The organism is Glycomyces sp. L485 (genome assembly GCF_022548875.1).
Lineage (GTDB): Bacteria > Actinomycetota > Actinomycetes > Mycobacteriales > Micromonosporaceae > Glycomyces.
Genome location: NZ_JAKZEW010000001.1, coordinates 54,501 through 81,479, shown reverse-complemented (window position 1 = coordinate 81,479; position 26,979 = coordinate 54,501). Strand labels below are relative to the sequence as shown.

The 26,979-nt window shown below is 67.5% G+C and carries 26 protein-coding genes and 2 pseudogenes; 17 read left to right on the top strand and 11 right to left on the bottom strand.

Annotated elements, in window-relative coordinates; translation table 11 throughout:
- Positions 1–5 precede the first annotated feature (5 nt).
- Positions 6–1,148, bottom strand: coding sequence for an NADH-quinone oxidoreductase subunit D (locus L0U85_RS00400; RefSeq protein ID WP_241375631.1), 1,143 nt, complete (start codon positions 1,146–1,148; stop codon positions 6–8).
- Positions 1,149–1,252: 104 nt separating this feature from the next.
- Here L0U85_RS00400 and L0U85_RS00395 point away from each other — a divergent pair, with 104 nt between their 5' ends.
- The 4 genes from L0U85_RS00395 (at position 1,253) to L0U85_RS00380 (ending at position 4,537) form a co-directional block, all read left to right on the top strand.
- Positions 1,253–1,696, top strand: a complete 444-nt coding sequence (locus L0U85_RS00395) for a DUF1707 domain-containing protein (protein ID WP_241375630.1) — start codon at positions 1,253–1,255, stop codon at positions 1,694–1,696.
- 501 nt (positions 1,697–2,197) lie between these two features.
- The gene (locus L0U85_RS00390; protein ID WP_241375629.1) at positions 2,198–2,941 is read left to right on the top strand and encodes a 5-oxoprolinase subunit PxpA; all 744 of its coding nucleotides are present in this window, start codon (positions 2,198–2,200) and stop codon (positions 2,939–2,941) included.
- The gene (locus L0U85_RS00385) at positions 2,938–3,597 is read left to right on the top strand and encodes an allophanate hydrolase subunit 1 (protein ID WP_241375628.1); all 660 of its coding nucleotides are present in this window, start codon (positions 2,938–2,940) and stop codon (positions 3,595–3,597) included. The genes L0U85_RS00390 and L0U85_RS00385 overlap by 4 nt, the downstream gene beginning before the upstream one ends.
- Positions 3,598–3,646: 49 nt before the next feature.
- On the top strand, positions 3,647–4,537 hold the full coding sequence (locus L0U85_RS00380) for a biotin-dependent carboxyltransferase family protein (protein WP_241375627.1): 891 nt from the start codon (positions 3,647–3,649) through the stop codon (positions 4,535–4,537).
- Between the two features lie 23 nt (positions 4,538–4,560).
- Here L0U85_RS00380 and L0U85_RS20975 read toward each other — a convergent pair whose 3' ends face one another.
- From L0U85_RS20975 to L0U85_RS00365, 3 genes are all read right to left on the bottom strand, one after another.
- Positions 4,561–5,358, bottom strand: coding sequence for a class I SAM-dependent methyltransferase (locus L0U85_RS20975; RefSeq protein ID WP_241375626.1), 798 nt, complete (start codon positions 5,356–5,358; stop codon positions 4,561–4,563).
- A gap of 140 nt (positions 5,359–5,498) precedes the next feature.
- Complete coding sequence (locus L0U85_RS00370) at positions 5,499–6,653, bottom strand: PLP-dependent transferase (protein WP_241375625.1); 1,155 nt, start codon at positions 6,651–6,653, stop codon at positions 5,499–5,501.
- A gap of 197 nt (positions 6,654–6,850) precedes the next feature.
- Positions 6,851–8,905 carry a cytochrome c oxidase assembly protein gene (locus L0U85_RS00365; protein ID WP_241375624.1) on the bottom strand — a complete coding sequence of 685 codons (2,055 nt, stop codon included), beginning with the start codon at positions 8,903–8,905 and terminating at the stop codon, positions 6,851–6,853.
- A 168-nt stretch (positions 8,906–9,073) separates the two neighbouring features.
- Here L0U85_RS00365 and L0U85_RS00360 point away from each other — a divergent pair, with 168 nt between their 5' ends.
- From L0U85_RS00360 to L0U85_RS00345, 4 genes are all read left to right on the top strand, one after another.
- Positions 9,074–10,180, top strand: coding sequence for a DUF5925 domain-containing protein (locus L0U85_RS00360; protein WP_347177315.1), 1,107 nt, complete (start codon positions 9,074–9,076; stop codon positions 10,178–10,180).
- Positions 10,181–10,194: 14 nt separating this feature from the next.
- Positions 10,195–11,055: a pentapeptide repeat-containing protein gene (locus L0U85_RS20970; protein WP_241375623.1), complete on the top strand. Its 861-nt coding sequence runs from the start codon at positions 10,195–10,197 to the stop codon at positions 11,053–11,055.
- A gap of 222 nt (positions 11,056–11,277) precedes the next feature.
- A complete protein-coding gene (locus L0U85_RS00350) occupies positions 11,278–11,601 on the top strand; it encodes a DUF3817 domain-containing protein (protein ID WP_241375622.1) in 324 nt (107 codons plus the stop codon).
- Between the two features lie 66 nt (positions 11,602–11,667).
- Complete coding sequence (locus L0U85_RS00345; protein WP_241375621.1) at positions 11,668–12,162, top strand: NUDIX hydrolase; 495 nt, start codon at positions 11,668–11,670, stop codon at positions 12,160–12,162.
- A 17-nt stretch (positions 12,163–12,179) separates the two neighbouring features.
- On the opposite strand, the gene L0U85_RS00340 is transcribed toward L0U85_RS00345, so the two are convergent.
- Positions 12,180–12,506: a phenolic acid decarboxylase gene (locus L0U85_RS00340; RefSeq protein ID WP_241375620.1), complete on the bottom strand. Its 327-nt coding sequence runs from the start codon at positions 12,504–12,506 to the stop codon at positions 12,180–12,182.
- Positions 12,507–12,861: 355 nt separating this feature from the next.
- Here L0U85_RS00340 and L0U85_RS00335 point away from each other — a divergent pair, with 355 nt between their 5' ends.
- Positions 12,862–13,746, top strand: coding sequence for an aminoglycoside phosphotransferase family protein (locus tag L0U85_RS00335; protein WP_241375794.1), 885 nt, complete (start codon positions 12,862–12,864; stop codon positions 13,744–13,746).
- Between the two features lie 79 nt (positions 13,747–13,825).
- Here L0U85_RS00335 and L0U85_RS00330 read toward each other — a convergent pair whose 3' ends face one another.
- The 3 genes from L0U85_RS00330 to L0U85_RS00320 all read right to left on the bottom strand — a co-directional run bounded on the left by L0U85_RS00330 (position 13,826) and on the right by L0U85_RS00320 (position 15,773).
- Positions 13,826–14,353 carry a hypothetical protein gene (locus L0U85_RS00330; RefSeq protein WP_241375619.1) on the bottom strand — a complete coding sequence of 176 codons (528 nt, stop codon included), beginning with the start codon at positions 14,351–14,353 and terminating at the stop codon, positions 13,826–13,828.
- A gap of 164 nt (positions 14,354–14,517) precedes the next feature.
- On the bottom strand, positions 14,518–14,997 hold the full coding sequence (locus L0U85_RS00325) for an NUDIX hydrolase (RefSeq protein WP_241375618.1): 480 nt from the start codon (positions 14,995–14,997) through the stop codon (positions 14,518–14,520).
- A gap of 221 nt (positions 14,998–15,218) precedes the next feature.
- The gene (locus L0U85_RS00320) at positions 15,219–15,773 is read right to left on the bottom strand and encodes a histidine phosphatase family protein (RefSeq protein ID WP_241375617.1); all 555 of its coding nucleotides are present in this window, start codon (positions 15,771–15,773) and stop codon (positions 15,219–15,221) included.
- Between the two features lie 450 nt (positions 15,774–16,223).
- Between L0U85_RS00320 and L0U85_RS00315 the strand changes: the two genes are divergently transcribed.
- From L0U85_RS00315 to L0U85_RS00305, 3 genes are all read left to right on the top strand, one after another.
- Entirely contained in the window at positions 16,224–16,997 is a 774-nt protein-coding gene (locus tag L0U85_RS00315) for a hypothetical protein (RefSeq protein ID WP_241375616.1), read from the top strand.
- A gap of 34 nt (positions 16,998–17,031) precedes the next feature.
- Positions 17,032–17,748, top strand: a complete 717-nt coding sequence (locus L0U85_RS00310; RefSeq protein ID WP_241375615.1) for a hypothetical protein — start codon at positions 17,032–17,034, stop codon at positions 17,746–17,748.
- A gap of 491 nt (positions 17,749–18,239) precedes the next feature.
- The gene (locus tag L0U85_RS00305) at positions 18,240–19,589 is read left to right on the top strand and encodes a hypothetical protein (RefSeq protein ID WP_241375614.1); all 1,350 of its coding nucleotides are present in this window, start codon (positions 18,240–18,242) and stop codon (positions 19,587–19,589) included.
- 65 nt (positions 19,590–19,654) lie between these two features.
- Here L0U85_RS00305 and L0U85_RS00300 read toward each other — a convergent pair.
- Positions 19,655–20,596, bottom strand: a pseudogene (locus L0U85_RS00300) (YafY family protein); the annotation flags it as partial.
- Positions 20,597–20,681: 85 nt separating this feature from the next.
- Here L0U85_RS00300 and L0U85_RS00295 point away from each other — a divergent pair.
- The 5 genes and pseudogenes from L0U85_RS00295 to L0U85_RS00275 all read left to right on the top strand — a co-directional run bounded on the left by L0U85_RS00295 (position 20,682) and on the right by L0U85_RS00275 (position 24,987).
- On the top strand, positions 20,682–21,104 hold the full coding sequence (locus L0U85_RS00295) for a VOC family protein (RefSeq protein WP_241375612.1): 423 nt from the start codon (positions 20,682–20,684) through the stop codon (positions 21,102–21,104).
- A gap of 8 nt (positions 21,105–21,112) precedes the next feature.
- Positions 21,113–21,328 (top strand): annotated as a pseudogene (locus tag L0U85_RS00290) (IS701 family transposase); the annotation flags it as partial.
- A 465-nt stretch (positions 21,329–21,793) separates the two neighbouring features.
- Positions 21,794–22,813, top strand: coding sequence for a LacI family DNA-binding transcriptional regulator (locus L0U85_RS00285; protein WP_241375611.1), 1,020 nt, complete (start codon positions 21,794–21,796; stop codon positions 22,811–22,813).
- Between the two features lie 23 nt (positions 22,814–22,836).
- Entirely contained in the window at positions 22,837–23,277 is a 441-nt protein-coding gene (locus L0U85_RS00280) for a hypothetical protein (RefSeq protein WP_241375610.1), read from the top strand.
- A 183-nt stretch (positions 23,278–23,460) separates the two neighbouring features.
- Entirely contained in the window at positions 23,461–24,987 is a 1,527-nt protein-coding gene (locus L0U85_RS00275; protein ID WP_347177320.1) for a glycoside hydrolase family 32 protein, read from the top strand.
- A gap of 158 nt (positions 24,988–25,145) precedes the next feature.
- Here L0U85_RS00275 and L0U85_RS00270 read toward each other — a convergent pair whose 3' ends face one another.
- Both L0U85_RS00270 and L0U85_RS00265 read right to left on the bottom strand, forming a co-directional pair.
- A complete protein-coding gene (locus tag L0U85_RS00270; protein ID WP_241375608.1) occupies positions 25,146–25,934 on the bottom strand; it encodes an ATP-binding cassette domain-containing protein in 789 nt (262 codons plus the stop codon).
- Complete coding sequence (locus L0U85_RS00265; protein WP_241375607.1) at positions 25,931–26,968, bottom strand: ABC transporter permease; 1,038 nt, start codon at positions 26,966–26,968, stop codon at positions 25,931–25,933. The genes L0U85_RS00270 and L0U85_RS00265 overlap by 4 nt, the downstream gene beginning before the upstream one ends.
- Positions 26,969–26,979: the final 11 nt, after the last annotated feature.

The following is a 26,979-nucleotide window of genomic DNA, read 5'->3' as shown; positions in this document are numbered from 1 at the left end:
CGACGTCACTTGTCGATGTCGCCGACCACGAAGAACATCGAGCCGAGGATCGCGATCATGTCCGGGATGAGACAGCCGGTCATGAGCGTGGTCAGCGCCTGCACGTTCGAGTACGACGCGGACCGCAGCTTCATCCGGTAGGGCGTCTTGTCACCCCTGCTCACCAGGTAGTACCCGTTGGCGCCCAAGGGGTTCTCGGTCCAGGCGTACGTCTCGCCGACCGGCGGCTTGAAGATTTTGGGGAGCTTGACGTTGACCGGCCCCTCGAGCGCCGCCGCTCTGTCCAGGCAAGCGCGGGCGAGGTCGATCGAGGCCTGCACCTGGTCGAGCAGGACCATGAAGCGCGCGTAGCAGTCGCCCTCGTGGCGCAGCACGATCGGCACGTCGAGTTCGGGGTAGGCCAGGTACGGCTCGTCGCGGCGCAGGTCGAAGTCGAGTCCTGAGGCCCTGGCGACCGGACCGCTCACCCCGTAGGCCGCCGCCGTGGCCGCGTCCAGCACACCCACCCCCTTGGTGCGGGCCGCGAAGATCTCGTTGTGCCGCAGGAGGTTGTCGAGCCGGATCATGCCGTGCTCGACCTCGTCGAGCGCCGTTCGGGCCCGGTCCTCCCAGCCTGCGGGCGTGTCGGCTTTGAGCCCGCCGACGCAGTTGTACATGTAGTGGATGCGCCCGCCGCTGGCCTCCTCGAACACCTCCTGGAGGCGCTCGCGCTCGGTGAAGGCGTAGAACATCGGGGTGATCGCGCCGATCTCCAGCGGGTACGAGCCGAGGAACATGAGGTGGTTGAGCACCCGGTTCATCTCGGCGAGCGCGGTGCGCAGCCACACGGCCCGCTCGGGCGCCTCGATCTCGGCGAGCCGCTCGGCGGCGAGCGCCACGCCCAGCTCCGAGGAGAACGCCGACAGCCAGTCGTGGCGGTTGGCGAGGAGCATGATCTGCCGGTAGTCGCGCACCTCGTAGAGCTTCTCGGCGCCGCGGTGCATGTAGCCGACGATCGGCTCGCACTCGGTGACGCGCTCGCCGTCGAGGCGCAGCCGCAGACGCAGGACGCCGTGGGTGGAGGGGTGCTGCGGACCGATGTTGAGCACCATGTCGGTGGTCTCGGTGGCGGCCCCGACGCCGACGACGACTTCCTCTCGCGGTTCCATGGGCACCATCGTCGCAGCTTCGGCTCGCGGAAGGAAGCCCTTGGCCTCATGTTGCGTCTGCCTGGCATCCTTGAGCCTGCAGCCGACTTTGGAGGTGTGGCCAGATGGACCGCGATCAGATGCGTGCCTCGGAGTCCGACCGGCAGCTGGTGATGGACCGGCTGCGGCAGGCCGTCGAGGACGGACGCCTCGACGTGGCCGAGTACCAGCAGCGGATCGACGCGGCGATGAGCGCCAAGGTCTACTCGGAACTCGACGTGCTGCTCGCCGACCTCCAGCGCCTGCCGCCCCCGGGATTCCAGGACTCGCAGCCGATCCGAGCGACGACGCCGATCCGGCCGACCGTCTCGCGCGCCAATGAGCGGCTGCGCGAGGACATGGCGGCGCGCAACCGCAAGTGGAAGACGGCGGGTGTCGTGGCGCTGATAGCGGCAGGCGTCTCTACGGTCCTGATCGTGGCGTTCCCTCAGCTGCTGCTGTATATCGCGATCACGGTGCTGGTGGTGCTGATCCTGTTCGTCCTGGCGGGCGTGCTCGGACTCTTCTAGCGCTGGAGGACGTTTCAGCCCCGCGGGGTTGCCGCGGGGCCTTCGCTCTGCCCAATGTCATTGTGCCACTTGATATTTGATCATGGCGAAGGAGCCTTCACTCCCGCCTGGAGGTTCGAGAGGTCGGTTGCGAACCAGGGAGAGTTGCGAAGGCTCCCCGAATAGGGAGTCGGCCGGGTCTGCACCGGGAAGCACCCGTGACCGAGGGTTTGGTCAGGTGCATGTGCGGAGGCCGGAGATCGCTGCAACGGCTTGGCGTAAGAGCACCCGCAGTGGCACGACAACAACGCAGGCTGTGTCTCGCATTCGCCCTGCGCCGACTCGGAGTTTTGGAGAGCGTTTTCCGCAATGTCGCCCCTCACAGTATCGCTCCAGCGCGGTAAGGACGCCCTCAGGCACACCGGGGGCCGACCGGGACCCCCTTTCGCAACTCGCATTCAGGAGATTTCGCCCACGGTTCCTGAAGCGCCCGGATTTTTTGCTTTCCGGTAACGTGAAGCCATGGACCTCAACGCGGACCTGGGGGAGGGTTTCGGACGCTGGGAGCTCACCGACGACACCGGGCTGCTGCGCCTCGTCACGAGTGCCAACGTCGCATGCGGCTTCCACGCCGGGGACCCGCTCACCATCCAGCGCGTCTGCGCCACCGCCGCCACCGCGGGCGTCCGCATCGGCGCACAGGTATCCTATAGGGACCTGGCGGGTTTCGGCCGCCGCGAGATGGACGTACCCCCGGCCGAACTGGCAGCCGAGATCGCCTATCAGATCGGGGCGCTCCAGGTCTTCGCCCGCGCCGCGGACGCCGAGGTCCGCTATGTCAAACCTCATGGAGCGCTTTATCATCGAGCAGGACGCGACGCCGCGCAGGCGGGCGCCGTCATCGAGGGCATGCGCATCGCGAAGGTGGACGTGCTGCTGTGCGGGCTCGGTTCCGAGCTCGACCGAGCCGCAAGGGAAGCGGGACTCCGCGTCGTCGGCGAGGCCTTCGCCGACCGGGCCTACCAAGAAGACGGGCGCCTCGTACCCCGAGGAGCCCCAGGCGCGCTGCTCGATCGTGCGGCGTCCGTGGCCCAGGCGGTCGACCTGGCCGCGAACGGCGAGGTCGAAACCGTCGAAGGCACCCGGATCCGGGTCGAGACGGACTCGATCTGCATCCACGGCGACGGGCCCGAACCCGTCGCTACCAGCGAAGCGATCCGCTCCGCACTGGACAACCAAGGCATCAAAGTGGAGGCCTTCTCGTGACAGTCCCGCGAACCGGCAAGACCCCGGGCGGACGGCTCAAGCCGCTGCCTTCGGGACCGCGCGGCGTCCTCATCGACTGCGGTACGGGCGAAGCCGCCCGGGCCTGCTACCGGGCGCTCCAGGCCCGGCGCGTCAACGGCTCGCTCGAGGCCACGGACCTCGTACCCGGTGCCACCACGGTCCTCGTGGACGGTGTCGAGGAGCCGGAGCTCCTGGCCGCGGAGATTCCCGACTGGGTGCTCACCGACGACACCGGGCAGCCGGGCGAGGCCATCGAGATCCCGGTCTGCTACGACGGCCCCGACCTCGATGCCGTCGCCGAGCTGTGGGGTGTCGCCCCGGGGCAGGTGGCGGACATCCACACGTCGGTGGAGTACGAGGCGGCCTTCTGCGGCTTCACGCCCGGCTTCGCCTACCTCGAGGGGCTCCCCGAGCGGTACCACACCCCGCGGCGGGAGGACCCGCGCACGTCGGTGCCGGCAGGGTCGGTGGCCGTCGCCGGGCCGTACACCGGGGTCTACCCGCGGTCGAGCCCCGGCGGCTGGCGGCTGATCGCGACCATGACCAACCCCGGCAGGCTGTGGAACGAGCACCGCGAGCCCGCGGCCCTGCTCGTTCCGGGCACCCGCGTCCGGTTCGTGAAAGTGGAGATCTAGTGTCGATCCGTGTTTCGGGCCGCGGGCGCGGCGATGGGCGGGAGAACGTATGAGTCACATCGAGATCATCCGCTCCGGGATCCTGACGACCTGCCAGGACGCCGGTCGCGCCGGCTGGGCGCACCTCGCCGTGCCGCCATCGGGCGCCGCAGACCGTCCATCATGGCGTCTGGCGAACCAGTTGGCGGGCAATCCGACCGGCGCTTGTGCGCTGGAGACGACACTGACCGGCTGCACGATCCGCGCGCACCGCAACGTCACTGTGGTGGTCGGCGGGGCACCCTGCTCGGTGACCGTCGACGGTCACCCCGAGGCCTGGGGTCAGCCGGTGAAGCTGCCCGCCGGATCGGTGCTCGACGCCGGCCCCGCCGAGGTCGGAGTGCGCTCCTACCTGGCGTTCTCCGGTGGACTGCATCCCAAGGCGAGTCTCGGCTCGCACTCGACGGACCTGCTCTCGGGGCTGGGCCCGGCGCCGGTCAAGGACGGCGACACGATCCCGCTCGGGCCGAGTCCCGCGCACCCGCCGCTGCCGACGCAGTGGCCGGCGCCGTGGGCGGGGGTGAGCGAGGAACTGGTGATGAAGCTGCACCTCGGCCCGAGACTGGACTGGTTCACCGCGGAGGCGGTGAGCGAACTGGCCAAGGGCGACTGGACGGTCTCGGAGCACTCCAACCGGATCGGCCTGCGCCTGATCGGTCCCGCACTGCGGCACAAAGAGCCTGGCAGGGAGCTGCCGAGCGAGGGCATCGTGGCGGGGAGCCTTCAGGTGCCGCCGAACGGACAGCCGATCCTGTTCGGCGCCGACCATCCGACGACTGCCGGCTACCCGGTGATCGGCGTGGTGGGTCCGGCGGCGCTCGCGGCGGCCGCGCAGGCGAGGCCGGGAACGAGGATCCGCTTCGCACCGATCCCGATCCCCCACTGGAACGAGCGCCCCTAGCGACAAGATCCTATAGGATCTGCTCATTGTAGCCGTGTCGTCGGGCGGAGGACCACCGTGCCGCGCTCGTGTTTGAGGCGTTGAAGTTCGAACTGCGGGAACCGCCCTGTCCAGCGCTCGGTGATCGCGCGCTCGTCGGGGCGGTTCGCGTCGTCCAGGACGACCACGGCGTATCCCGCGAGCCGGTCGGCGAGCAGCGGCAGCGCCGGGTACCGGGCCTGGAGGCCGGTATCGGCGGGCGGGCCGTCGACGAGCAGCATGTCGAGCTCGCCGGAGGGGATCGCCGCGGTGTCGTACCAACGCCAGAGGTCACCGTCGACCTCCACCTCCGACAGTCCGGCGTCGACCACCTCGGCCCAGTCGGCGAGCCCGCGAACGGTGAGCTCGCGGCGGGTGAGTTCGGCGAAACGGGGATCGTGCTCCAGGGCGGTGACGGTGCCCGAGCCGAGCGAGCGCATGGCGTAGGCCATGATGACCGTGGTGGTGCCGGAGCCGCATTCGAGGACGCGGGTGCGCTTGTGCGCCATGACCTCCTCATAGAGGAAGCGGAGGAGTTCGGGGCCGGCGGCCCAGTCGCGCATGCGGGGCAGGGACGCCGACGGGTCGATGTCGCGGTAGAGGGCGAGAAGGTCCTCGATCTGGGCGTACTGCGTCCGGACCCGGCCCTGCGAGACCTCGTGGATGCGCTCGACCCCCTGTTCGACGGCGGCGAGGCGTTCGAGCACCTCGCGCTGGGACTCCCGCAGCTCCTTGAGCGTCGCGGTCAACTCCTGCACGCTGTTCGCGAGGTCGATCAGCAGCATACGTTCAGATCGTCGCACCACAGCCTCCTTGTCGGCGGCGCCCGCGAGCCCGTGAGACCACCCGGTGAGTCGTCGCGGCCCGGTCGTTCCTGACGGAGACGTTATGGAACCGGCGAGCACTCCCGATTCCGGGGCACCGAGCTGTCAGCAAGCCGCGCTCAGGTGTCCAGCGCTACGGCGAAGTCGGCTATGAGGTCCTCTGCCGCCTCGATGCCCGCCGAGAAGCGGATCAGGTCTTCAGCGACCCCCTCGGCCTCCACCGACGTCGCACCCGAATGGCCTCCCACCGCGGCGGGGCGCACCACCAGCGACTCCACGCCGCCGAGACTCGAAGCGGTGTACGGCAGCCTGAGCGACTTCATCAACCGCTCCGCCGCCGCCACGCCACCGACCGGCCTGAACGACAGCACCGACCCGAACCCGTCGAACAGCGACGCCGCCCGCGCGTGATCTGGATGCGAGGCCAGTCCCGGGTAGGTCACCTGAGCGACCTTCTGATGCGATGCGAGGAACTCCGCAATGGCCAGCGCGTTCGCGTTCTGCGCCTTGACTCGCAACGCCAACGTCTTCAACCCGCGCGCCAGCAGGAACGCCGCGTGCGGGTCGAGGCTGCCGCCGTAGGCGCTCAGCACCGACGCCACCGAGGCGATCCGCTCCGCCGAGCCGGTCACCACACCGGCGGCGATGTCCGAATGGCCGTTGAGCGCCTTGGTCGCCGAGTGGCACACCAGGTCGAAGCCGATGCGGTGGGGCCGGAAGACCACCGGCGTCGCGAAGGTGTTGTCGATGACCGACGTCAGGCCGTGCTCGCGCGCGAAGCGCGCGACGCCGGCGAGGTCGCCGACCCTGATGAGCGGGTTCGTGATCGTCTCGACTAGGAACGCTTTCGTGGTGGGGCGCAGAGCCTTCCGCCACTCCTCGTGGTCGGCCGGGTCGACCACGTCGATGCTCCAACCTAGGCGTCCTGCGTGCTCCACGAGGAACCGGTGCGTGCCTCCGTAGAAGGTCCCGGCGGCGATGAGGTGATCGCCCGCGCCGAGGACGCTGTGGAGCGCGGTCGTGATCGCGGCCATCCCCGAGGCGGTGGCGACGGCGGCCTCGGCGTCTTCGAGTGCGGCGAGCCGGTCATGCAGGTGCCGCTGCGACGGGTTGGTGCCCAGTCGGATGTACCGCACATCGTCCACTGAGCTTCCCGGAGCGGTCTCGAAGACCGTGCCCTGGTAGATCGGGTGGACCACTGAGCCGTTCGAGGCCGGCCTCGGCTCACCGCCGTGGACGGCCAGGGTCTCGAACCGGTTTCGATCGTCGCTCATCTGGTCGACATTACGGTGCCGATCAGCAACGATCAACGATTTGTCCTTAACTTCCACTTACGTCTGCTCGGCACACCGATCAACCGTTCGACGACGCGCCGCTGTCCGGACCAGACGTCCAGGAGCGCATCACGGAAGGCGCCGGCCGCGCGGCGCAGGGGCCACCACGACCAGACCGGACGGAAGGCAGCGCGCCATCAGCGGCGTTCCTGGTCGAGGCTCGCAAGGTAGGCGTTGTAGACCTCGTGAGGATCGTCCTCCGGTCGCCCGTTCTCGCCGGCGCGCTCGGCCATACGGTCGAGGCGACGGCCTTCGCGCTCCTCGGAGCGGGCCCATTGGGCGATGAGCGTGCCGATGATGATGAGGCTCGGGATCTCGCCGAACGCCCAGGCGATGCCGCCGCCGGCGCGCTGGTCGGCGAGCAGGTCGTCGACCCACGGCATGGCGAGCCCGGTGTACCAGTCCGCGGCGATGACCCCGGTGCCCATCATCAGGGTGAGCCCGAAGATCGCGTGGAAGACGATCGAGACGAAGTACAGCAGCACCTTCGCGGGGTAGGTCAGCGGCCGCGGCTTGGGGTCGGGTCCGATGATCACCCAGAAGAACAGGGATCCGGCGAGCAGGAAGTGCGATGTCATGAGCAGGTGCCCGAAGTGCGAGCCGAGGGCCCACTCGAACAGGCCGGTGAAGTACATGGCGTAGAGGCTGGCCAGGTAGATCGCGAGCGTCACCAGCGGCTGCGAGACGAACCTCGAGAAACCGCTGTGGATGAACGCCAGGAGCCACTCACGCGGACCACCGGCACGGTTCGCCCTGATCGCCCGCAGCGCGAGCGTCACCGGCGCGGCCAGGACCAGCAGGATCGGCGCGAGCATGTTGAGCGCCATGTGCTGCACCATGTGCGCGCTGAACAGGACCATCCCGTACTTGCCCAGGCCGGTCGAGGTGGCGAGGACGACGACGGACCACCCGCCGATCCACAGCGCCGTCCGATGCCACGGCCAGGCGTCCCCGCGGCGACGCAACCGCACCACGCCGGCGACATAGAAGCCGATGGCGGCGAGCGCGGCGGCGCAGAACACGATCGACGGGTACCAGTCGAGCGCCACCGACGAGAACGTGAGCGGCCCGGGGGTCGGGAAACCGAGCACTGCGGTGTTCGGATCGGGGAGCTCCTCGGCGGGCGGCGGGGTGACCGACAGTGACGACGCGAGCCCGAAGGCGACGCCCATGACCGCCAGCTCGACAGCCGCGAGCCGCAGGAAGGCGCGCCGGTCTCCGGACTCGACCGCCGGGAGCGTGCGGCGCCGGTGCGCCCAGCCGAGCAGGCCGCCCGCGACCAGGACCGCGAGTTTGGCGAGGGCGATGCGCCCGTAGCCGGTCTCCCACAAATCGGTGAAGTCGACGTTGGCGAGGAACACGATCAGGCCCGACGCGGCGATCGCCGGGTAGGCGAGCGCGGCGGTGTTCGAGTAGCGCCGCACGGCTCCGGCGGCATTGGCTCGGGCGATGAACAAGGCGAACAGGCCGCCGGCCCAGAACGACGCGGCGACGATGTGGATGATGAGCGCGTCGATGGCGATCTGGTGGTTGCCGTTGGCCGAGGAGTGCCCCGAGAAGACCGGCGGGAGCGCGGCGGCCAGAGCGAGCACGGCGGCGAAGACGGCGCCGGCGACTCTGAACGACCGCGCCGCCACGATGGCGGCCGCCGAGGCCAGGATCGCGGCGAACGCGAGGCTGTTGCCCTGCTCCGACTGGGTCGCGTACGACCAGGCGCCGGTCAGGCCGACGCCTGAGAGCGGCAGCGCGAACGTGTCGGCGAACTCGATCGGCAATCGCGCCAGCGCGATCAACGCCCACAGCGCCGAGGCCGCAGCCCCGACGCGCAGCCACCGCCACGACTGGGCGGCGAGCCGGGCCCGGTCCCCGTCCCGCCCGGGCAGGAAGAACGCCGCGGCGACGGTGCAGCCGACCGCGGCGAGCACTGCCAGGTCGTACCCGTATTTGAGCAGGCCCGAGGCCCAGGTCACGGCCGGGTCGGCCGCCGAGAGTCCGGGCAGGTCCTCCATCTCGACCGCGCCGCCCCATTGCAGCGCCAGGACCGCCGCGATCGCGCCGACCACGAAGGCGGCGAACCCGGCGAGCGCACGCCACCCGAAGTGGCGGGCCGGCCTCGGGTCGCGTCGAGCGCGCACGCCGACGCCGGGTATGGTGTCGGCGGTGTTTTCGCTGGTCTCGGTCGACGTGGTCACGCAACCCATCCTGACGGATTGTTCCAGCTCACGCCCCACCGGGTAGGGCCGGTCATCGCGGAGGACTCCCTGACGAGCCGCACTGACCGGCACCGGTGATGTCGGGGCCATAAGGCATTCTGGATCGCAATGGGAATCATTGAACAACACGGCGACATTCTGAACCTGATGCACGGAACTGGCGGTGTCCTCGGCAATATGCACTTCACTCTCGACGGGTCGGACGATCCCTCGAACGTGCTCAATCTGATGAGCTTGGACGGGTACGTCACAGGCACGCAGCCGCACGCGGTCGTGCGCGCGCTCGAAGCGGTCGCGGACGACCTCGACCTGATTCCCGAGGGCGGCGAGCTGATTCGTTCGATCTCCGGCACGTCCTTCCTGCAGTTGGTGCGAGGCGAGCACTGGACGCTGCGCACGCAGCGGTGGCGCGACGGGTCGGGCCAGGCGGTGGTCACCGCCGAGACGAAGGAACGCGCCGAGGAGATCGCCTCGTTCGTCGCCGACCAGGCAGGATCGCCCGAAGAACTCGGCGACGACAAGGTCGACATGGGGTTCTGGTACCGCTCGGCGCGCGGGCCGTTCCGGTCGACGCGGTCGATCGCGGCGCCGCAGTGGCCCGAGATCGAGCAGAACTACGCGGCGGGCACGGGCTCGGCGCTGGGGAAGCTGATGGCGACGAAGCCGTCCGACGTGGCCGGTCGGCTGGTGCTGCTGCACGGCCCGCCCGGGACGGGCAAGACCACCGCGCTGCGGGCGCTCGCGCGGGAGTGGGCGGACTGGTGCCAGGTGGACACGGTGCTCGATCCCGAGGCGTTCTTCGCCGATCCCTCCTATCTGATGGAGGTGATCATCGGCTCCGAGATGGACATGCACCTGGGCGAGGACGAGCCGAAAGGTGAGAGCTGGCGGCTGATGGTCCTGGAGGACTGCGACGAGCTGATCCGCGGGGAGGCGAAGGAGGCGTCGGGCCAGTCGCTGGCGCGCCTGCTGAATCTGACGGACGGCCTGCTAGGGCAAGGCCGGGAGATCATGGTCGCGATCACGACGAACGAGCGGCTCGACCGGTTGCACCCGGCCGTGGTGCGCCCGGGCCGTTGCCTGGCGCAGATCGAGGTGGGCGAGCTGTCGCCCGCGGAGTCGAGCAACTGGCTGGGCGGGGAGCCGGTGAAGTCCCCGATGACGCTGGCGGAGCTGTACGCCCGCCGGAGCGGCACCGACCCGACGATGACCGAGCCTGCGATCCCGCAGCAGGCCATCGGCCAGTACCTCTAGGCCACGCTCCTCCGGTGCCCACCGGACTCCTGAGGCTCGTCGGTGCCGCCTGGCGAGCAGGGGTGCTCGGGTTCGTCGCCTCAGGCATGGACGTCCGGGTCGTCGAGGTCGTGGCTCGTGCGAGCGCCTACCGCTCGCACGCCGCGATCACCGGACTGTCGCAGGGCTCCCATAACCTGCGGTGGCACGCAATCACACCTTCGGGGGTCCCTATGAAGTTCAGGAAGATCGACGACGAGCGTTCGATGCGGCGGCCCGACGTGGAACCGGAGCGGCTCGTCGAGCTGACCGAGGACCTCGATCTCGACTTCGAGTACAGCGAGCGCCTCCTCAAGGGCGCCGACTGGTCGGACCAGAACGCCTACGGAGTCTTCGAGTCGGGAACGATCAGCGATGCGAACCTGTCGGGTACCGTGCTGTCGCCTTTGGAGATCGTCGATGCGACCGTGGACCACTCCGTGCTCTCCAACGGGCGCTGGGAGGAGATGACCGCGCGGCGGCTGGAGATCACCGACTCCCAGCTCGTCGGATGGCAGGCCCAGTTCGCCCTCGCGTCCGACGTCTACATCGCCGACTGCCGGGCAGACTTCGCGGGCGTCTCGATCGGCAGGGCGAAGGGCCCGGTGGTCTTCGAAAGGTGCCGGTTCTTGAACGCGAGCTTCCTCGGCGACCTGTCGAAGACGGTGTTCATCGACTGCACGTTCCCCGGCGCTGACTTCTCGCGAGTCGCCGACGCGCGCGGATGCGACATGCGGCGCTCCGATCTGGGCGGGGTGAGCGGCCTGATGAGCCTCAAGGGTTCGCTGATCACCTCTCACCAGGCCGTGGACATCGCGGGCGAGCTCGCCGTCGCGGCTGGTTTCACCCTCGCCTAGAACCTGTCTCGTGCATCCGAACGGATCGGCCTCGGCTGTCGAAGGCGCCTCGGCCGTGCACCGGCGCGGTTCGCGCCGTCGATGAGCTCGATCCCGCCCGGACTGCGGCGAAAGAGCAGTCGGTGACGGCCGACATCATCGCTCGCGGCGCCCGCACGCGGCCTGCGACGGCACGCCTACGATTCGGGCACACCCGCCGCGAGCACTGATGCGAGGAACACCATGATCGCCAATCCCGTCTTCCGCTACCGCATGCTGACCCTGGCCGAGGGCTGGTCCTTCGTACTGCTCCTGGTCTTCGGCTCGCTGCTGAGCCGCATCTCGGAGATCGACCTGGTGATGCCGCTCGGGATGATCCACGGAGCACTGTTCACCCTGCTGGTGGTGGCGACCCTCGTGATCCGCGGACGCTTCGGATGGGGTGTCGGAACGACCCTGGCGGCATTGGCGGCGGCAGTGGTCCCGCTGGCCCCGTTCGTCTTCCACCGCTGGAAGCGAACCGAACTGCTCGCGGCCGAAGAGGCCGCCGAACCCGCCGGCGCCTGACTCGTCCCGCATTCGGCCGCCATGGCTTCCCGCCTCCGCCCGCCCGGCCGGGGTACCGTGACGGGCATGGCGCATTCGGACACTCCGCCCCAATCCAACTTGATCGACAGCGTCGCGACCTCCTTCACGGTGGCCTGCGCGTTCTTCACCGACCCCGAGGGCCGGGTGCTCATCGTCAAGCCGAACTACCGCGACGACTGGTACTTCGTCGGCGGACTGGTCGACAAGGGCGAACTTCCGCACGAAGGCTGCGCCCGCGAGATCAAGGAGGAGATCGGCCTCGACGTTCCCGTCGGCGCGCTGCTCACGCTCGACTGGCAGCCGACCGTCGACCTGCTCCCGATGCCGCAGACCTTCTACCTCTTCGACGGGGGCGTGATCGAGGATCCCGACCAGATCCGGCTTCAGGCCGAAGAGCTGGACGATTTCCGGTTCGTTCCAGCGGACGAGGCCGTGTCGCTCTCCGCGCCGCTCAACCGGCCCCGCATTCCGATGGCTCTCGATGCCCGCCGTGCCGGCACCACCCTCTACCAGCCGACCTACCGCCACCGCGACGCCTAGAGCCTGGGGCTTCGACCTCAGCCGGACTCGGTGATCGTGCCCGACAGCAGCTCACTGTGCCGCTCACCTTCCGCCTCGTGCGTCCGGATGGTATGCACGGTGTTGTCGTTGAGGTTCATGGCCAAGGCCACGGTCAAGCCGCTGATCTCGTTCCACCCGACCAGGTAGATCCCTGAGGCGACCTCGGCCGCACGGAGCCGGACGTCCTCCGAGGCCCCTTCCATCGGCCCGGCGACGGTCTCGTAGTGCAGTGTCCGGCCATCGGCCGAATACGTGTGGTGGAAGACCATCCCGTTGTCGACCTTGATCTCGTAGCTCTTGCCGGCGAAGGCGAGGCCGTCCATGCCAGGCTCCTTTCCTTGACGCGGCACGCGCTCGCTACGCGGTGCCGTCTACACCTCCAAACTATGAGTTCGGCGCGTTGAAGACCTGGAAGTCCGAATACTCGTGCTGATCAAAATCGGATCGTCCGGCGACATTCGGTCCGGTCCCGGTCGGATCGCGGGTGGTCTTGTCCCGCGGGCAGGCGTCGACCGCCCCTGCACCGCCCGGCCTCACGCCGAGGCGGTCGGCGAGACCCTGGACGAGGCCCGTGAGCGGCTTGGCTCGACCGAGCAGTGCGGGGAGATATGGGTAAGCTGGGCCGCGTCATGATCGATTCGGCCATCGGCAATGAGTTGGGGACTCTTGGGTGACTTGGTGATTGACGAGGCTCTTGTGCGGTCGCTGCTGAGCGACCAGCACCCGGATTTGGCCGGCCTGGAACTGGGGCTCGTGGACGGCGGCTGGGACAACCAGATGTGGCGTTTGGGCGATGACCTAGCGGTCCGGTTGCCGCGGACCGAGCGCGCTCCGTCGTTGCTCGACATGGAGCACCGGTGGGTGCCGGAGCTGGCCCCGCGCCTGCCGCTTCCGGTATCGGTCCCGGTTCGCCTCGGCAAGCCCACGGAGCGGTTCCCCAAGACCTGGTTGGTGACCACCTGGGTTGCCGGATCACCGGCCGACAGGACTGCGATCGACCGCGGCCGGCACGCCGGCGAAGTTCTCGCGGGGTTCTTGGCGGCCCTCCACCAGAAGACTCCAGAGGATGCCCCGCTCAACCCGGATCGCGGTGTCCCCTTGCGGAAGTTCACCGCCGAAATCGAGCGGTCTCTCGAGACCCTGGACCCCGCCGAGAATGTCACCGGCCTACGGAAGATCTGGAACGACGCGGCCGCTGCGGCCGAGTGGGACGGGCCCCCGGTTTGGCTGCACGGCGACCTGCACCCGGCGAACGTCGTCGTCGACGAAGGAACGCTGGCAGGAGTGATCGACTTCGGTGAGCTGTGCGCGGGAGATCCGGCCACCGACCTCGCAGCGGCATGGCTGCTGCTCCCTGCGGGCGAGGCTCAGCGGTGCCTCGAGGAGTACGGCACGGCCGACGAGCCCACGATCCGCCGGGCACGCGGGTGGGCCCTTCGGCGCGCCCTGCACCTCATCGCGATCGGCAGAGCGGGCGAGATGGGCTGGACCGGAGGGAAACCGACCTGGAAGCGCGCTGGTGAAGCCGCGCTCGACCGGCTGCTCTCATCCCACGCATCATAGGTAATGGATCTTCTTGGGGCGCATGGATCCACGGCCGTGAGGCGAGTGCGACGACGGGAGACCGGCTCCCGAGTCCCGCTTATTCGCCGGACGTGGGAACGGCCGGCTCGATCCAGTCGTCCTCGTCCGGGTCCTCGAAGCAGTCGGTGCTGACGGCGACGATGATCGTGGACCAGTCGGGTTGCCGCGTGGCGCTGAACTGCGCCTCTTCGCTCTCGGCGCGCGCGACGGCGTAGCCGCTCTGGCCCCAGAAGACGCCGTCGTCGATGTCGACGTAGCCGAGGTCCTCGACCCAGAGTTCGTGAATCCGCCGCAGGGCCGCGGTCGTCTCGGTCGGTTCGAGCACGATGGAGTACCTGGCCACGGCCCGGTACTGGACGGCCTCCTCGTCGTGGCAGGGATGGTCGACCGTCTCGATGAACTCGGGCTTTGGGAGACCGGCGTTCACCAGAGCCGCCGACGTCTCCCCACCCAGCGTCAGCGCCTCGTCGATGGCCTCGGGCTTCGGTTTCGTCGACGCAACACACCCGGCCAGCGTCACGGCGGCGAGTGCGGCGAGGGCCAGCGTTCGGGCAGCATGAGTCTTGACGGCGTCGGAGTGGTCCATAGGGCTGGAGCATACGGAGCGCATTTCGGGCCGCCGACACGAAGTGCCGCCGTCCGCTCCCCGGCAACCTGTATGGGCTCCACACTTCGACACCTCGCTGCTGGACTCGCGATCCGAGTCTCCACCACGGACCTGGGATCGGCACGAGCGCGCGAAACCAGGTCTCAGTCGATGCTCGATCGGTAGAGCGTGGCGCCAGTCCGCTGGGCTTCCAGCGCGACTGGCATCCGCCTGCGCCCGTTTCGGGACAGCAACGGCAGGGCCTGATCGGGAGCGAGGAACCGGTAGTCGTCGAGCTCGTCGTCGCACAAACGGACCCGGTCGGGTTCGATGATGCCGCCGTCGAACACGAACACGATCAGTGGAAGGGGTCGACTCTGCAAAGGCGGCGTCCAATCGACCAGAAGCAGTCCCCCGAGTTCGACATCGAGCCCGATCTCCTCCTTGACCTCTCGCACACAGGCCTGCTCGGGGGTCTCGCCCTCATCGAGCTGGCCGCCGACGAACAGCCAGTGGTCGCGGTAGTTCGGCTTGACGACCAGGATCCGGCCGGCCGGATCGGTGAGCAGAGCACACGCCGCGGCTATGTTCTTCGGCAGACTCTCAAGCCACTGCTCTGGAGGCAGCCATTCGTTGCGGGACACGGTATCGACCGTATCCCCCCGGTCTGCCATCTGCGGTGCAGCCGTCACGATAGTTCGTGGGCGTTCACGACTTCTCCCAGACCGGCTCGGGCGGCGGGCCCAGGCGGGTCCGGCGCCCGCGATAGCCCGCTATCAGGCAGCGCCCACTCGAAGACCGACGAACCGCAAGTGATCCAGCGAGCCCGTTTGGTCCTGACGCCCGGTTGAAGGGCATCCCGGTGTCATCGGCTGAGCGAACGCCCGGTGAAGGTGTAGGTCCAGCCTGGCTGCCATTGGAACGGGGCGTCGACAAGGTCCTCGATCCTGGCCCCGCCGAGGAGCACTTGGAGTGCCCAGCGATTGGCCGAGTGAGCGATGATCAAGACCCGTCGGCCTTCCCACGAGTCGGCGAGATCATGAAGGAAGCCCCTGGTCGCGTCGATGACCTGGCGATAGCTCTGCCCGCCGGGGAAGGGTTGGTCGATGTGCTTCGCGCGAACGGCGGCAAGACGGCTCACCGGGCAACCGTTGAGATCGCCGTAATCGCATTCGCGGAGCCGTTGGTCGCGGTAGACGGGGATCGCCGTTTCACCGAACGCGATCCGCGTGGTCTCCTCGGCACGGCGGAGGTCGGAGGTGAAGACGGCTGCGAGCCCGTCGTCGCGACGACGTCGGCCAAGCTCAGCCGCGACTTCGCGGCCCCGAGCCGACAGCCGCCCCGGCAGCCAGCCGGTCGCGATGCCGCTTTCGTTGTCCTCGGTGATCGAGTGGGTCTCGTAGACGAGCTCGACGGTCATCGGTTCCCTGACCTTACTGCCGGTGCAACGGCATTGTGTCGTAGTTCCGTCGGCTGCCAGGCGGTTCGTTGCGTTTCAGGAGGTTCGGCGCGCTCGCGCCAGTTCGTGGAGTCCTCGTTCGCCGGTTCCATTCGATCAGGCTAACGCCGCCGCGGGCCCGCCCCGGACTGCAGGACAAAGGAACTGCTGAAGTGCGGTGCCGCTCGTGGGCCGCACGCTTCGGGCGCGGCGTCGCGTTGATCGGCAAGATCGCCTCTATCCGGCCGGGACCGACTTCCGATTGAGCGCGCCGCGTGAAGAACCGGGACCTTAGCCCCCAAAAGTTATGCTTGGCCCATGGTGCCTCCCCCGAACTCACCGCCCGACCCACCGCCTCGATCGCCGAAGCCGGATTCTGGCAGCCAACCGGAGCCGACCCACTACCAGTTCAGCGACGCCCCCGTGGCCTCGATGCCCACCTCGCCGATTCCGCCCGTCCCGCCGAGACACCACTCCCGCACGGCCGCACTCGTAGGCGCGTCCGCCGCACTGACCCTCGTCGTCGCAGTGGCGATCACCTTGGTCTACGTCGTCAGTGAGGACGAGGGCCCCGCGGGTCAAGCGGCGCAGATCTCGCTCGCGCCCAGCACGTCTCCCGCTGAGGAATCGCCCGAGCCGGCCGCCCCGTCACCGTCGCCCGAATTCGACCCCGACGAGTTCGAGATTCCCGCCGGATACCTCGGTGTGCGGTCGCTCGGCGCGCTCACGCGGGAACCGGATGGATTCGAGGAGTACGCGGGGCCCGCGGAGGCGACACAGGTGTCGGTGGACGCCCACACCTACAACTACCAGACTCATGACGGTTGGATGTCCAGCGTGAGCGTCGGCGTCTTCGACGCCAACGGGGTCGTGCTCGATACCGATGATCTGGAGGGCACTGCCGAAGCGGCTTTGGAGGCGTGGGCCCACAGTTCAGCGTTCGAGCAGGTGAGCGGGATGACCATCGAATGGGTCGACACGCAGTTGCTTCCGGTGGACGGCAAGACCGGCGCGATGACCGCGGCGATGCTGCGATGGGATCCCGGCGACCACACACAGGACACCTCAGAGGCCGTGCAGCTCATCCTGGTCGAGATCGACGAGACCACCGCTTGGATCGGGCTGGCGAGCGTCACCGAAAGCCATTTCGACAGCCACTACGAGGCGGCTACCTTTGCGCTCATCAACACCACCTTCGCCATCTAGCGGCGGGCGACCGCGCTACTGGCGCGGGGGCTTGGTGGTCACCGCGACCACCGCTGCGGCGCTGTCGCTGGTCCTCGTGGCCGTGTGGTTCGCTGCTGATCAGGGCCTGATCGGAAAAGAAGAGGCCAGTGCGCCGCCGCTCGACTTGACCACGCTGCGCCCTGGGGATCCGGGGACCGATGGAATCGACATCCGTCCAGGAGAGAGGGACCAATGCGTGCCCTACGAGCCCGAGTGGGTCTGGCCGGCGTTGAACTACGTCGAGTGCGATTCGGATGAGGCCTTCTGGGTCGAGTACGCGGCCAGCGACGAGGTCGACGGGTTCGTGGACGCCGAGGGCACCGCCGATGAGTCCGCGGTCGTGGAGGTCTGCGGTGAGGACTACGGCAACCCTCAACCGGGTCGAGCCTGGCTGGACGTGGTCACCTTTTCTGACACCGACACCGGGAGCATCTCCTATCTCTCCTGCATGCGGGCTATCGTGACCGCCGACCAGTCCGGGCGGCTTCCCGTCATGCCGTCGGTGGGCGACTGCTTCGACGACAGCGACTCATGGTGGACCGTGCCGTGCGACCACGAGCACTCGATCGGGACGGTGATCGACGTGATCATCACTCCGGATCTGCCCGAGCTTACGGACGAGGATGTCCATCGCGTCGCAGAACACTGCGAAGGCGGCGACTCGACGCTCGAAGTGGACGCCCTCATCTCCGGCGGCACCAATTTCATTCTCTGCTACAACGAACACTGAGACCGGCCCACCACCTGCGGGAAAGTCGAACGCCCCCAGCAGACGATGAAGAACTCCCCCACAGCTGCCGACCCGCATCCCACCGACGACCATGGTGGACTTTGAGGTCTTCATGCGGCTCTTGGGCTCCGCTGGATAGCAGAGTCCGGCGTACTTCGCATGCGGCGCTCGGAAGTAGTCGAGCACGCGAGGCCGGAAACGTTCGACACCGCCGTCTTGACATGATTCATCCAGTCGGTATCGTCCCATATGCACAATAGTTCGACGGCACCATCGTTGCCTCGACGCATCATCGAGAAGAAGGTCCTCTCATGACCGACCCAGCAAGAACTCAACCCAGCCCTCGGACGCCAAGGGGTCTGGCAATCCTCGGCACTCTCACGGTTGCGGCCACCACCGTCCTGGCGGGTGGAGCTTCCCCCGTTCACGCCGCGGAGACATGCGCGGGAACAAGCCTCAACGACTTCGAGGGCGATGGGTCTGCCGATGTCGTGCTCGGCGACCCAGATGCGACGGTGGAAGGCGTCGACTACTCCGGACGGATCAACGTCCTCTATGGCGACGGTGCCGTGTCGCTGATCTCGGAAGCCGATATCCCGGAGCTGTCGGTGCAGGACGATGCCTTCGGGGAGGTGTTGGACTCGACCGACTGGAACGGCGACGGCTGCGCCGACCTGTTCGTCGGCATCCCGTCGCACAGTGCGAACGTCTCCGGCGCTGGAGCGGTCGTATTGATCTACGGCTCCCCCGAGGGCCTCGATCCGTCCAGTGCCGAGATCTTCCACCAGGGCGACGGGCTCGTGCCCGGCACCGAGGAAGTCGGCGACCACTTCGGTGCCGCGCTGGCCGCGGGCCGTGACCAGTACGGCGAGCCGTTCGTGCTCATAGGCTCTCCCGGCGAGTCGGTCGGGAACGCGACTTACAGCAGCGGCAAGATAACGTATATGCGTCCGTCGATCGCCGTGGACATCCACGAGGATGTTCCCGGGGTCGGGGGCGAGAACGGCTCAAATGACCACTTCGGGGAAGCGGTCGCGGCCTCTAGCGGATACTTCGCGATCGGCAACCCCACCGAGTGGTCCAGCGACGTGGCCGCCTCCGGCACAGTGCATGTCTTCGAACACGGGGCAACTCCCGGAACCTATTCCGTCGTCGGGAACTACTCGCAAGGCGTCGGAGGTCTATCCGACACGGCCGAGGTCAACGACCGGTTCGGCGCCGTCCTCGCCATGGCGGACTACGCCCCGTCCGGAGCGGAATCGGGTGCAAGCGCCGTCCTGGCCGTCGGTGCGGAATACGAGGACGTCGGCGAGGTCGTGAACGCCGGCATCGTACACGTGCTCGAGGTCGGACCGAACGGCGTCGAAGAGGAGGCGGCATTCCATCAGGACACCGCCGGCGTCTCCGAAGTCGCCGAGAGGCATGACAACTTCAGCTCCTCCCTGGCGTTCGTTGATCAGGACGGCGCTGTTCCCACCACCTGGAGCGAGGTGGCCCTGGCCGTCAACACAGCGGGCGAGGACGACGGTGCCGGACTGATCCAAGTCTTCCCCATGTCGGGCGCCCCCGGCGACAACGACGTCACGATCGATGCCGCGGCGCTCGCCGGAACGACGGATGTCGAACCGGCGGAGCTCGCCGGCCTCGGACTCCCGCTGCATTCGGCGAACGGCTCCCTCTACGCGGGAGCCTGGGACTGGGACGGCGGCATCGTCTTCCGCATACCTTCCTCCAGCATCGCCCCCGGCTGGACCGGGGAGGCCGACCTCATCCGGCCGGGCACGTTCGGCGTCCCGGCCGACGGCATGGAATCGCTCTATTTCGGATACTCCATCGCATAAATGCGAAAGCTCGGACCTGGCCGAACCCGCACTAACCTCGCGTTGACCGAATGATCCCGGTCGGCGGCGGCGTTGAAGCGGGCGGCCAGGTTTTCTAGGCAGGTGCGGAGTTCAGGTGGGGACTCTACTTTGAAGGGCAGGTCGAGCCTGGTCATGTAGGCGGCGAGGTCGATCAGGGAGTCGCTGCCCGTTTGCCAGATACAGCCGCCGCCTTCGATCGGTTCGAGGAGTCCGCTCCCTGGTGGGAGTCTTTCGGAGACGGTCGTTGCCGGGACCTCGAACCGAATACGGGCTTGGTGCTTCCACGCACCCGAGCCGATGCCGGTCATGACGTGGGTCAGCGCGTCTTCCGGTGGGTTCTTGGGGGTGAAGCGCGGGCCGTTGGGTGTTCTGGGGTCGATTCGGTCCGCTCTGAAGGTCCGCCAGTCTTCTCTATCGACGTCCCAGGCCAGGAGGTACCAGCGGAGGCCGGTGTAGACGAGACGGTGTGGCTCGGCTCGGCGTCGCGACTCTTGGCCGTCGCGGCTCTCGTAGTCGAAGCGGAGCTGTTCGCGACGGCGGGTGGCATCGGCGATGGTGGTGAGTGTCGCGGGCTCGACAGGCGGGCCCGTGCCGGATGCCGTGACAGTCGCCGCGCGGAGCATGTCGACTCGGTGGCGGAGCCGCGACGGCATCGTCTGCTCCAGTTTCATGAGTGCTCGGAGGGCTGTTTCCTCTATGCCGGCGATCGAGCCGGAGGACGCGGACACCAGGCCTATGGCGACCGCTACGGATTCCTCCTCGTCGAGGAGCAGCGGCGGCACGGTGTTTCCCGCCTCAAGGCGGTAGCCGCCCGCGCTGCCGGTGGTCGAGCGGATCCGGTAGCCGAGGGTCCGCAGACGGTCGACGTCGTTGCGGACCGTCCTGGTGGTGACGCCGAGGCGCTCGGCCAGGTCGGGGCCGGTCCAGTCGCGCCGGGACTGCATGACGGCGAGCAGCCGCAGCAGCCGCACCGAGGTCTCCAACATGCTCCCAATATCGCACACATTGAGGAACGAAACGTTCCGCAATGCCTCTTAACGTGGGGGAACAACGACGAACGAGGAGCAAGCCATGTTGCGAGGATTCACAACCGTCAGCTATTACGCCGAGGACCTGGAGGCCGCCAAGGCCTGGTACACCGAGCTGCTCGGCGTCGAACCGTACTTCGAGGTGCCCGGCGGGTACGCCGAGTTCCGCATCGGCGACTACCAGCACGAGCTCGGCCTGATCCAGGGCGACTACGCCAAGCACGACCTCGGAGCCGTGCCGGGCGGGGAAATCATCTTCTGGCACGTCGACGACCTGGACGCCACACTCGAGCGCCTGAAGTCGATGGGCGCCACGGAGTACGAACCGAAGATCGAGCGCGGCCCGGGTTTCACGACCGCCTCGGTGATCGACCCCTTCGGGAACATCCTGGGCGTCATGTACAACCAGCACTACCTCGACGTCCTGTCCGAGCTGGCCGGATCTGGCCCGAAGTCCGCAAAGTGATCATTCAATCCAGGTAGGCGATCGAGGAGTGCTTCCAGGCCGCCAAAGGCGAATGCGGGCTCGACCACTACCGAGTCCGCAGGTGGGAGGGCTGGTACCGGCACATCACCATGGCCATGCTCGCCCATCATGCCTTCCTTGCTGTGGCGGCGGCGACCGACCAAAAAGTCCACGTGAGCTGGGAAGACTCGCAGTCCCCGAAATCCGCCGTCTCCTGGCGGTGATCCTCCATCCCGCTCGTTTGGACATGCCCTCGCCGCCGCCCACTGGCGACGCCGCCACCAAACCCGCGCAAGACAATCCCGCTACCAGCGAAGAGAGTGATACTGCTGATCGCGGCCGATGCAGCGGGACCACCCCAGCCGCGATAAACCCCGCCGAGGCCTTCTTGAGGATGTCACGCTCGGCCCGCAGGCGGGCGTTCTCGGCTTTCAGACGACCTGTGACCCCCTCGTCCCGAACGAGGCGCAGCCGACACGAAGCGTCGCCAGAAACGCCTCGCAATCCACTCATGACCTCGGGCGCATACCGAGGCGCGGGATGGTGTGACCTAAGATTCACTGTTATAAAAATATAACTTTTTCGATATCTTTTCGTGCCCATCGTTTTATAAATTTAGTTAATCGATTAACTCCGCATGGCATGAACGTAGCACCGTAGTTGATCGATTGATCGATGGGAGCAAGTCAATGGTGACCAAACCGCCCCGCCTCGCCGACGTAGCGAATGCTGCCGGAGTCTCGACGGCAACGGCCTCCATGGCGCTCAATGGAACCGGTGGCTCGCGCATCGGTGCGGACACCCGCAGGAGGGTCCGCGCTACCGCGACCGAATTGGGCTACCGTCCCAACACGATCGCCCGGGGCCTGCGGACCCGCCGTACCCAGATGATCGGGTTCGTCGGCGATGACGTGGCGACGACGCCCTTCGCCGGACAGATGATCCGCGGCGCCCACGACGCGGCCCGTCGGGCCGGAATCCTGCTGCTCATGGTCGACACTTCAGGCGACCCGTCCGAGACAGGCGAGGCCATCGCGGCGCTCCAGGAGCGCCAGATCGACGGTATCCTGCTGGCCACCATGTACCACCAGGTCATCGACGTACCCAAGGCGATCGGCTCAACCCCGGCAGTTCTGCTGGATGCGCGCAGCGCCGACGACTCGGTCTCCTCGGTCGTGCCCGACGAACGCGGCGGCACCCTGGGCGCCCTGGCCGAACTCGCCGCGGCCGGACACCGGCGCATCGGCCACCTCACCACTGCCGAGGACGTCGAGGCGCGTCGCATCCGCCTGGCGACATGGCGCGAGCACGTCGCCGCCTACGGCCTTGATCCAGGCGAGTTGCTGGCGGAAGCTCCTCAGGCCAAGACGCGCGGCGGCTACGAAACGGCCGTGCGGCTGCTCTCCCGGCCCGAGCGTCCCTCGGCGATCTTCTGCTTCAACGACCGGATGGCCATGGGCGTCTATCGCGCCGCCGCCGAACTCGAACTGTCCATTCCCGACGACCTCTCCGTCGTCTCCTATGACAACCAGGAACTCATCGCCCCGGAGCTGGATCCCGGGCTGACCTCGGCGGCCCTGCCTCATTTCGAGATGGGCAGCTGGGCCGTCAAAGAGCTGCTGCGCAAGCTCGCCGAACCCGACGCCGAACCCGTCCAACACCTCATGCCCTGCCCGATCGCCCGCCGCGATTCCGTCGCGCCGGCGTAATCCGTCAGTCCGATCCCAATAGAGTGCACCACGACTGGGGCTGGGACTCCTGGCATGCCAGGTCGGACGACCTGGAATCTTGGGAGGCGCTGCCGCCGCTGAGTCGGCCGGACGAGCTCGGCTTCGGACAGATCGAGGTGACGCAGTTGCACCGGGTGGACGGGCAGTGGCTGCTCCTGTTCTGCTGCGGGCCAAAGGAGGCCTCGGACGCGCGACGGGCTCTGGGCGAGACCGGCGACAACTACGTCGTACCCGTCGACGATCTGCTGGGCGGGTTCGACATCGCCAAGGCCCGGCCGTTCGAGCACGACAGTCTCTACGCCGCACGTCTGCACGATACCGGCGGGATCCCGCATATCATCGGTTTCCGCAATTTCGAGTTCGGTGAGTTCATAGGTGAGATCACCGACCCGATCCCCGTGCGGTGGGATGGTGCAAGGCTGGTGCGCAGCCTTCCGGCCTGAGAAATTGCCATTCCCCTCGCCACTGTGAATCGTTCTCCATCGGTAGGCCATTTCGCGAAAGCGAGGTGGCCTGCTTCCAAATTAACCGAACTTAACTTGACGAGTCCGCGGGATTAACCCCCATTAACCATATATATTTATATACGTCAATTCAACAACCGCAATCGCAGATTTGGAGCAATGATGCTACGAACTTCGAGACGAACGCTCCTCCGAGCCGCGGGCGTCGGCGGCGCCGCAAGTCTGGTGGGCGCGCCTTTGGCCGGCCCCGCTGCCGCCCAGGCACAGTCACGCCGGCCCGTCTACCACTTCGCCGTTCCAGACGGCTGGAAGAACGACCCGCAGCGGCCGATTTACGTCGACGGAAAGGCCTATTACTACTACCTTTACAACAAGGATTACCCGGATGCGGTCGGAACCTCGTGGCGCCTGGTCTCGACTGACGACAACGTCGATTTTCAGGATCTCGGCGTCGCCATTCACAAGGAGACCAATCCCAACGGATCGATCTGGTCCGGATGCCTGGTCGTCGACGAGCAGAATACGGCCGGATACGGCGCGGGCGCCATCATCGCCCTCGCAACTCAGGAAGACCGCTTCGCGCCGGCTCCGCATCAGCAGGCGCAATTCCTGTTCTACTCGACCGATGGCGGTCGCACTTTCGAGCAGCGTGACGAGGTCGTCTTGCCCAACCCCGGTGTCGTGGACTTCCGCGACCCCAAGGTGATCTGGGACGAGGCGCGCGGTAGGTGGGTGATGGCCCTCACCGAGAACGACAAGGTCGGCTTCTACCACTCCGACGACCTCAAGAGCTGGACGTACGTCGACGGCTTCATCAGGGGCGGCCTGGGTGTGTTCGAATGCCCGGACCTGTTCTGGATGGACTCCGACACCGGTCCCGGACAGTGGGTTCTGGGCGTGAGCGCCAACGCCAAGCACCTGGGCCTGCCCGCGAACTACGCGTACTGGACGGGCGATTTCGATGGCTCGAACTTCTTTCCCAACCACGAAGATCCGAAGTGGCTCGACTACGGGTGGGACTGGTACGCGGCCGTCACCTGGGAGCGGATGGTAGGCGGCCAGGTCGATTCGAAGACTCGGTATGCCATCGGCTGGATGAACTTCTGGGACTACCCGGACAACACGCCCACCTGGGGGTCGGACGGGTTCAACGGGACGGATTCGATCGTCCGCGAGGTCTCGATGCACTGGTACAGCGCAACCGAGTCCGCGCTGGTCTCACGACCGGTCCGGTCCCTCGATGACCGAGCGTCGAACCAGATCCATCTGGGCGACATCACCGTCGACGGCAGGACGGTGCTCGACTACCAGGGACGGGCCTACCAGATCCAGACCCGCGTCACCTGGGACCAACTGGACAACATCGGTCTGCAGCTGCGATTGTCGGACGACGACTCCAGGCACATCGACGCCGGGGTCTACCATGACTTCGCGTACGTCAACCGGGCGTTCACCGGAAATCCGGATACCTCCGGTCGGTGGATGGAGAGCCACACGCCGTTCGACCCCGCGCGGCGCGAGGTCGATCTGCGGATCCTGATCGACAACCTCTCGGTGGAGATGTTCGTCGACGACGGCCGCTACGTCCATTCCAGCCTGGCCTTCCCCGAGCTCGCCGACGATCGTCTCGCGCTGTACACCGACGGCGGTCCGGCGGTCTTCCGGGACTTCACGATCACCGAGTTCTAGGTGGTCCTGGGTCGAACAGCAGCGGGCCGCTCCGCATGATCGGCGATCATGCGGAGCGGCCCGCTGCTGTTCGACCGCGGTTGTCGACCCATATTGCGAGTTCGCCGCGGCGCGACGGATTCGCTCCGGCATCCCCCTCCCGGATCCGCCTACCCCGATCAGCTCACGCTCTCCTGAGCGGCACCGGTCATGATCGCCACCGCGTCGGTCATCGAGTGCGTCCGCGGCGAAATGGTGGCCGCCCGCTTGCCGAGCCGCTGGATGTGGATGCGGTCGGCCACCTCGAACACCTGGGGCATGTCGTGCGAGATCAGAATGACCGGGACGCCGCGGTCACGCAGGCCCGCGATCATTTCGAGGACCTGGCGCGATTCGCGCACTCCCAGCGCAGCGGTCGGCTCGTCGAGCACGACGACTTTGGAGCCGAAGGCGGCCGCCCGGGCGACCGCGACGGCCTGCCGCTGGCCGCCCGAGAGATTCTCTACCGGGACGGTCACGTCTTGGAGAGTGCTGATGCCCAGGTTGGACAGCTCCTCCTTCGCCTGCCGACGCATCCGCTTCTTGTCGAGCGCGCGCAGGACCGTGCCCAACGGTCCGGGCTTGCGCAGTTCACGGCCCAGGAACAAGTTGGCGGCCACGTCGAGCGCGGGAGCGACGGCGAGGGTCTGGTACACCGTCTCAATGCCGTGCGCTCGGGAGTCTTGGGGACGCTTGAAGTGGACCCGCCGCCCCTCCAGCCGGATCTCGCCCTCATCGGGGACCTCCGCGCCGGTGAGGCATTTGATCAGGGTCGACTTGCCGGCGCCGTTGTCGCCGATGACTGCCAGCACCTCGCCGGGGTACAGCTCGAGGCTCGCCCCGTCGAGGCCGACGACCCGGCCGAAAGTCTTGACCAGGCTGGTCGCCTCCAGGATCGGTGCGTCGCGGCTGGTGCTGTCGGTGCTCATTTGCGCCCCTTCCGGATCCACTGGTCGACTGAGACGGCGACGATGATGAGGACGCCGACCGCGAAGGTCTGCCACAGCACGTCGACCCCGGCCAGGGACAGCCCGTTGCGGAACACGCCGACGATGAGCGCTCCCAGGAGCGTGCCCCAGACGGTGCCGCGCCCGCCGAACAGGCTCGTCCCGCCGATCACGACCGCGGTGATCGAGTCGAGGTTCAGGTCGATGCCGATGTTCGGCGAAGCGGCGTTGGACCGCCCGATCTGGATCCACGCCGCAACGGCGAGGATCGCCCCGGCCGTGAGGTAGACGCTCGCCAGGACCCGCTTAACGCTGATGCCCGCCAGACGAGCCGCCTCCGGGTCGTCCCCGGCGGCGTACACATGCCGACCCCACGCCGTCCCCTGGAGGATCACGGCCAGCGCGACGTAGAGGACCAGCATCATCACCACCCCGACGGTGATGTTCACTCCGCCGACGGCGAAAGTCTCGCCGGTCAGCGTCAGCAGGCCCGGCATGTCCCCGCCGCGCACGGTCGCGCCACCGGAATACAGCAGCGTCAGCGCGAGGAAGACGTTGAGCGAGCCGAGCGTGACGATGAACGGCGGCAGGTTCAACCGGGTGACCAGGAAACCGTTCACCGCGCCCGCGCCGAGCCCGATGGCCAGGCCGAGCCCGATCCCGACCGGCGCCGGAAGTCCGTTCTGGACGGTCGCCTGCGCGATGACCATGGAGCTGAGCACCATGACCGCACCGACCGACAGGTCGATCCCGGCGGTCAGGATGATGAGGGTCTGGGCCAGTGCGAGCGTGCCGACCACCGCGACCTGCTGGCTCACCAGTGACAGGTTCGATGGTTCCAGGAAGCGGTCGTTGAGGCTGCCGAAGACGGCGATGGCCGCGATCAGGACGATGGCGGGGCTGATAGCCGGATAGCGGTGCAGAAGGTAGCGGATCGTGCTCAGCGGAGTGGAGCGGTCGAGGAACTCCTCGGCCAGGTCGTGCTCCGCCGCCGGCGCATTGGCTTGCTTACTCATGTGTGCTCCGT

What these genes read in the sequence shown, in the direction of transcription:
- L0U85_RS00400 (WP_241375631.1), bottom strand. Translation starts at nt 1,148, where the DNA reads ATGGAACCGCGAGAGGAAGTCGTCGTCGGCGTCGGGGCCGCCACCGAG.
- L0U85_RS00395 (WP_241375630.1), top strand. Translation starts at nt 1,253, where the DNA reads ATGGACCGCGATCAGATGCGTGCCTCGGAGTCCGACCGGCAGCTGGTG.
- L0U85_RS00390 (WP_241375629.1), top strand. Translation starts at nt 2,198, where the DNA reads ATGGACCTCAACGCGGACCTGGGGGAGGGTTTCGGACGCTGGGAGCTC.
- L0U85_RS00380 (WP_241375627.1), top strand. Translation starts at nt 3,647, where the DNA reads ATGAGTCACATCGAGATCATCCGCTCCGGGATCCTGACGACCTGCCAG.
- L0U85_RS00370 (WP_241375625.1), bottom strand. Translation starts at nt 6,653, where the DNA reads ATGAGCGACGATCGAAACCGGTTCGAGACCCTGGCCGTCCACGGCGGT.
- L0U85_RS00360 (WP_347177315.1), top strand. Translation starts at nt 9,074, where the DNA reads ATGCACGGAACTGGCGGTGTCCTCGGCAATATGCACTTCACTCTCGAC.
- L0U85_RS00350 (WP_241375622.1), top strand. Translation starts at nt 11,278, where the DNA reads ATGATCGCCAATCCCGTCTTCCGCTACCGCATGCTGACCCTGGCCGAG.
- L0U85_RS00345 (WP_241375621.1), top strand. Translation starts at nt 11,668, where the DNA reads ATGGCGCATTCGGACACTCCGCCCCAATCCAACTTGATCGACAGCGTC.
- L0U85_RS00340 (WP_241375620.1), bottom strand. Translation starts at nt 12,506, where the DNA reads ATGGACGGCCTCGCCTTCGCCGGCAAGAGCTACGAGATCAAGGTCGAC.
- L0U85_RS00330 (WP_241375619.1), bottom strand. Translation starts at nt 14,353, where the DNA reads ATGGACCACTCCGACGCCGTCAAGACTCATGCTGCCCGAACGCTGGCC.
- L0U85_RS00320 (WP_241375617.1), bottom strand. Translation starts at nt 15,773, where the DNA reads ATGACCGTCGAGCTCGTCTACGAGACCCACTCGATCACCGAGGACAAC.
- L0U85_RS00315 (WP_241375616.1), top strand. Translation starts at nt 16,224, where the DNA reads ATGCCCACCTCGCCGATTCCGCCCGTCCCGCCGAGACACCACTCCCGC.
- L0U85_RS00295 (WP_241375612.1), top strand. Translation starts at nt 20,682, where the DNA reads ATGTTGCGAGGATTCACAACCGTCAGCTATTACGCCGAGGACCTGGAG.
- L0U85_RS00285 (WP_241375611.1), top strand. Translation starts at nt 21,794, where the DNA reads ATGGTGACCAAACCGCCCCGCCTCGCCGACGTAGCGAATGCTGCCGGA.
- L0U85_RS00275 (WP_347177320.1), top strand. Translation starts at nt 23,461, where the DNA reads ATGCTACGAACTTCGAGACGAACGCTCCTCCGAGCCGCGGGCGTCGGC.
- L0U85_RS00270 (WP_241375608.1), bottom strand. Translation starts at nt 25,934, where the DNA reads ATGAGCACCGACAGCACCAGCCGCGACGCACCGATCCTGGAGGCGACC.
- L0U85_RS00265 (WP_241375607.1), bottom strand. Translation starts at nt 26,968, where the DNA reads ATGAGTAAGCAAGCCAATGCGCCGGCGGCGGAGCACGACCTGGCCGAG.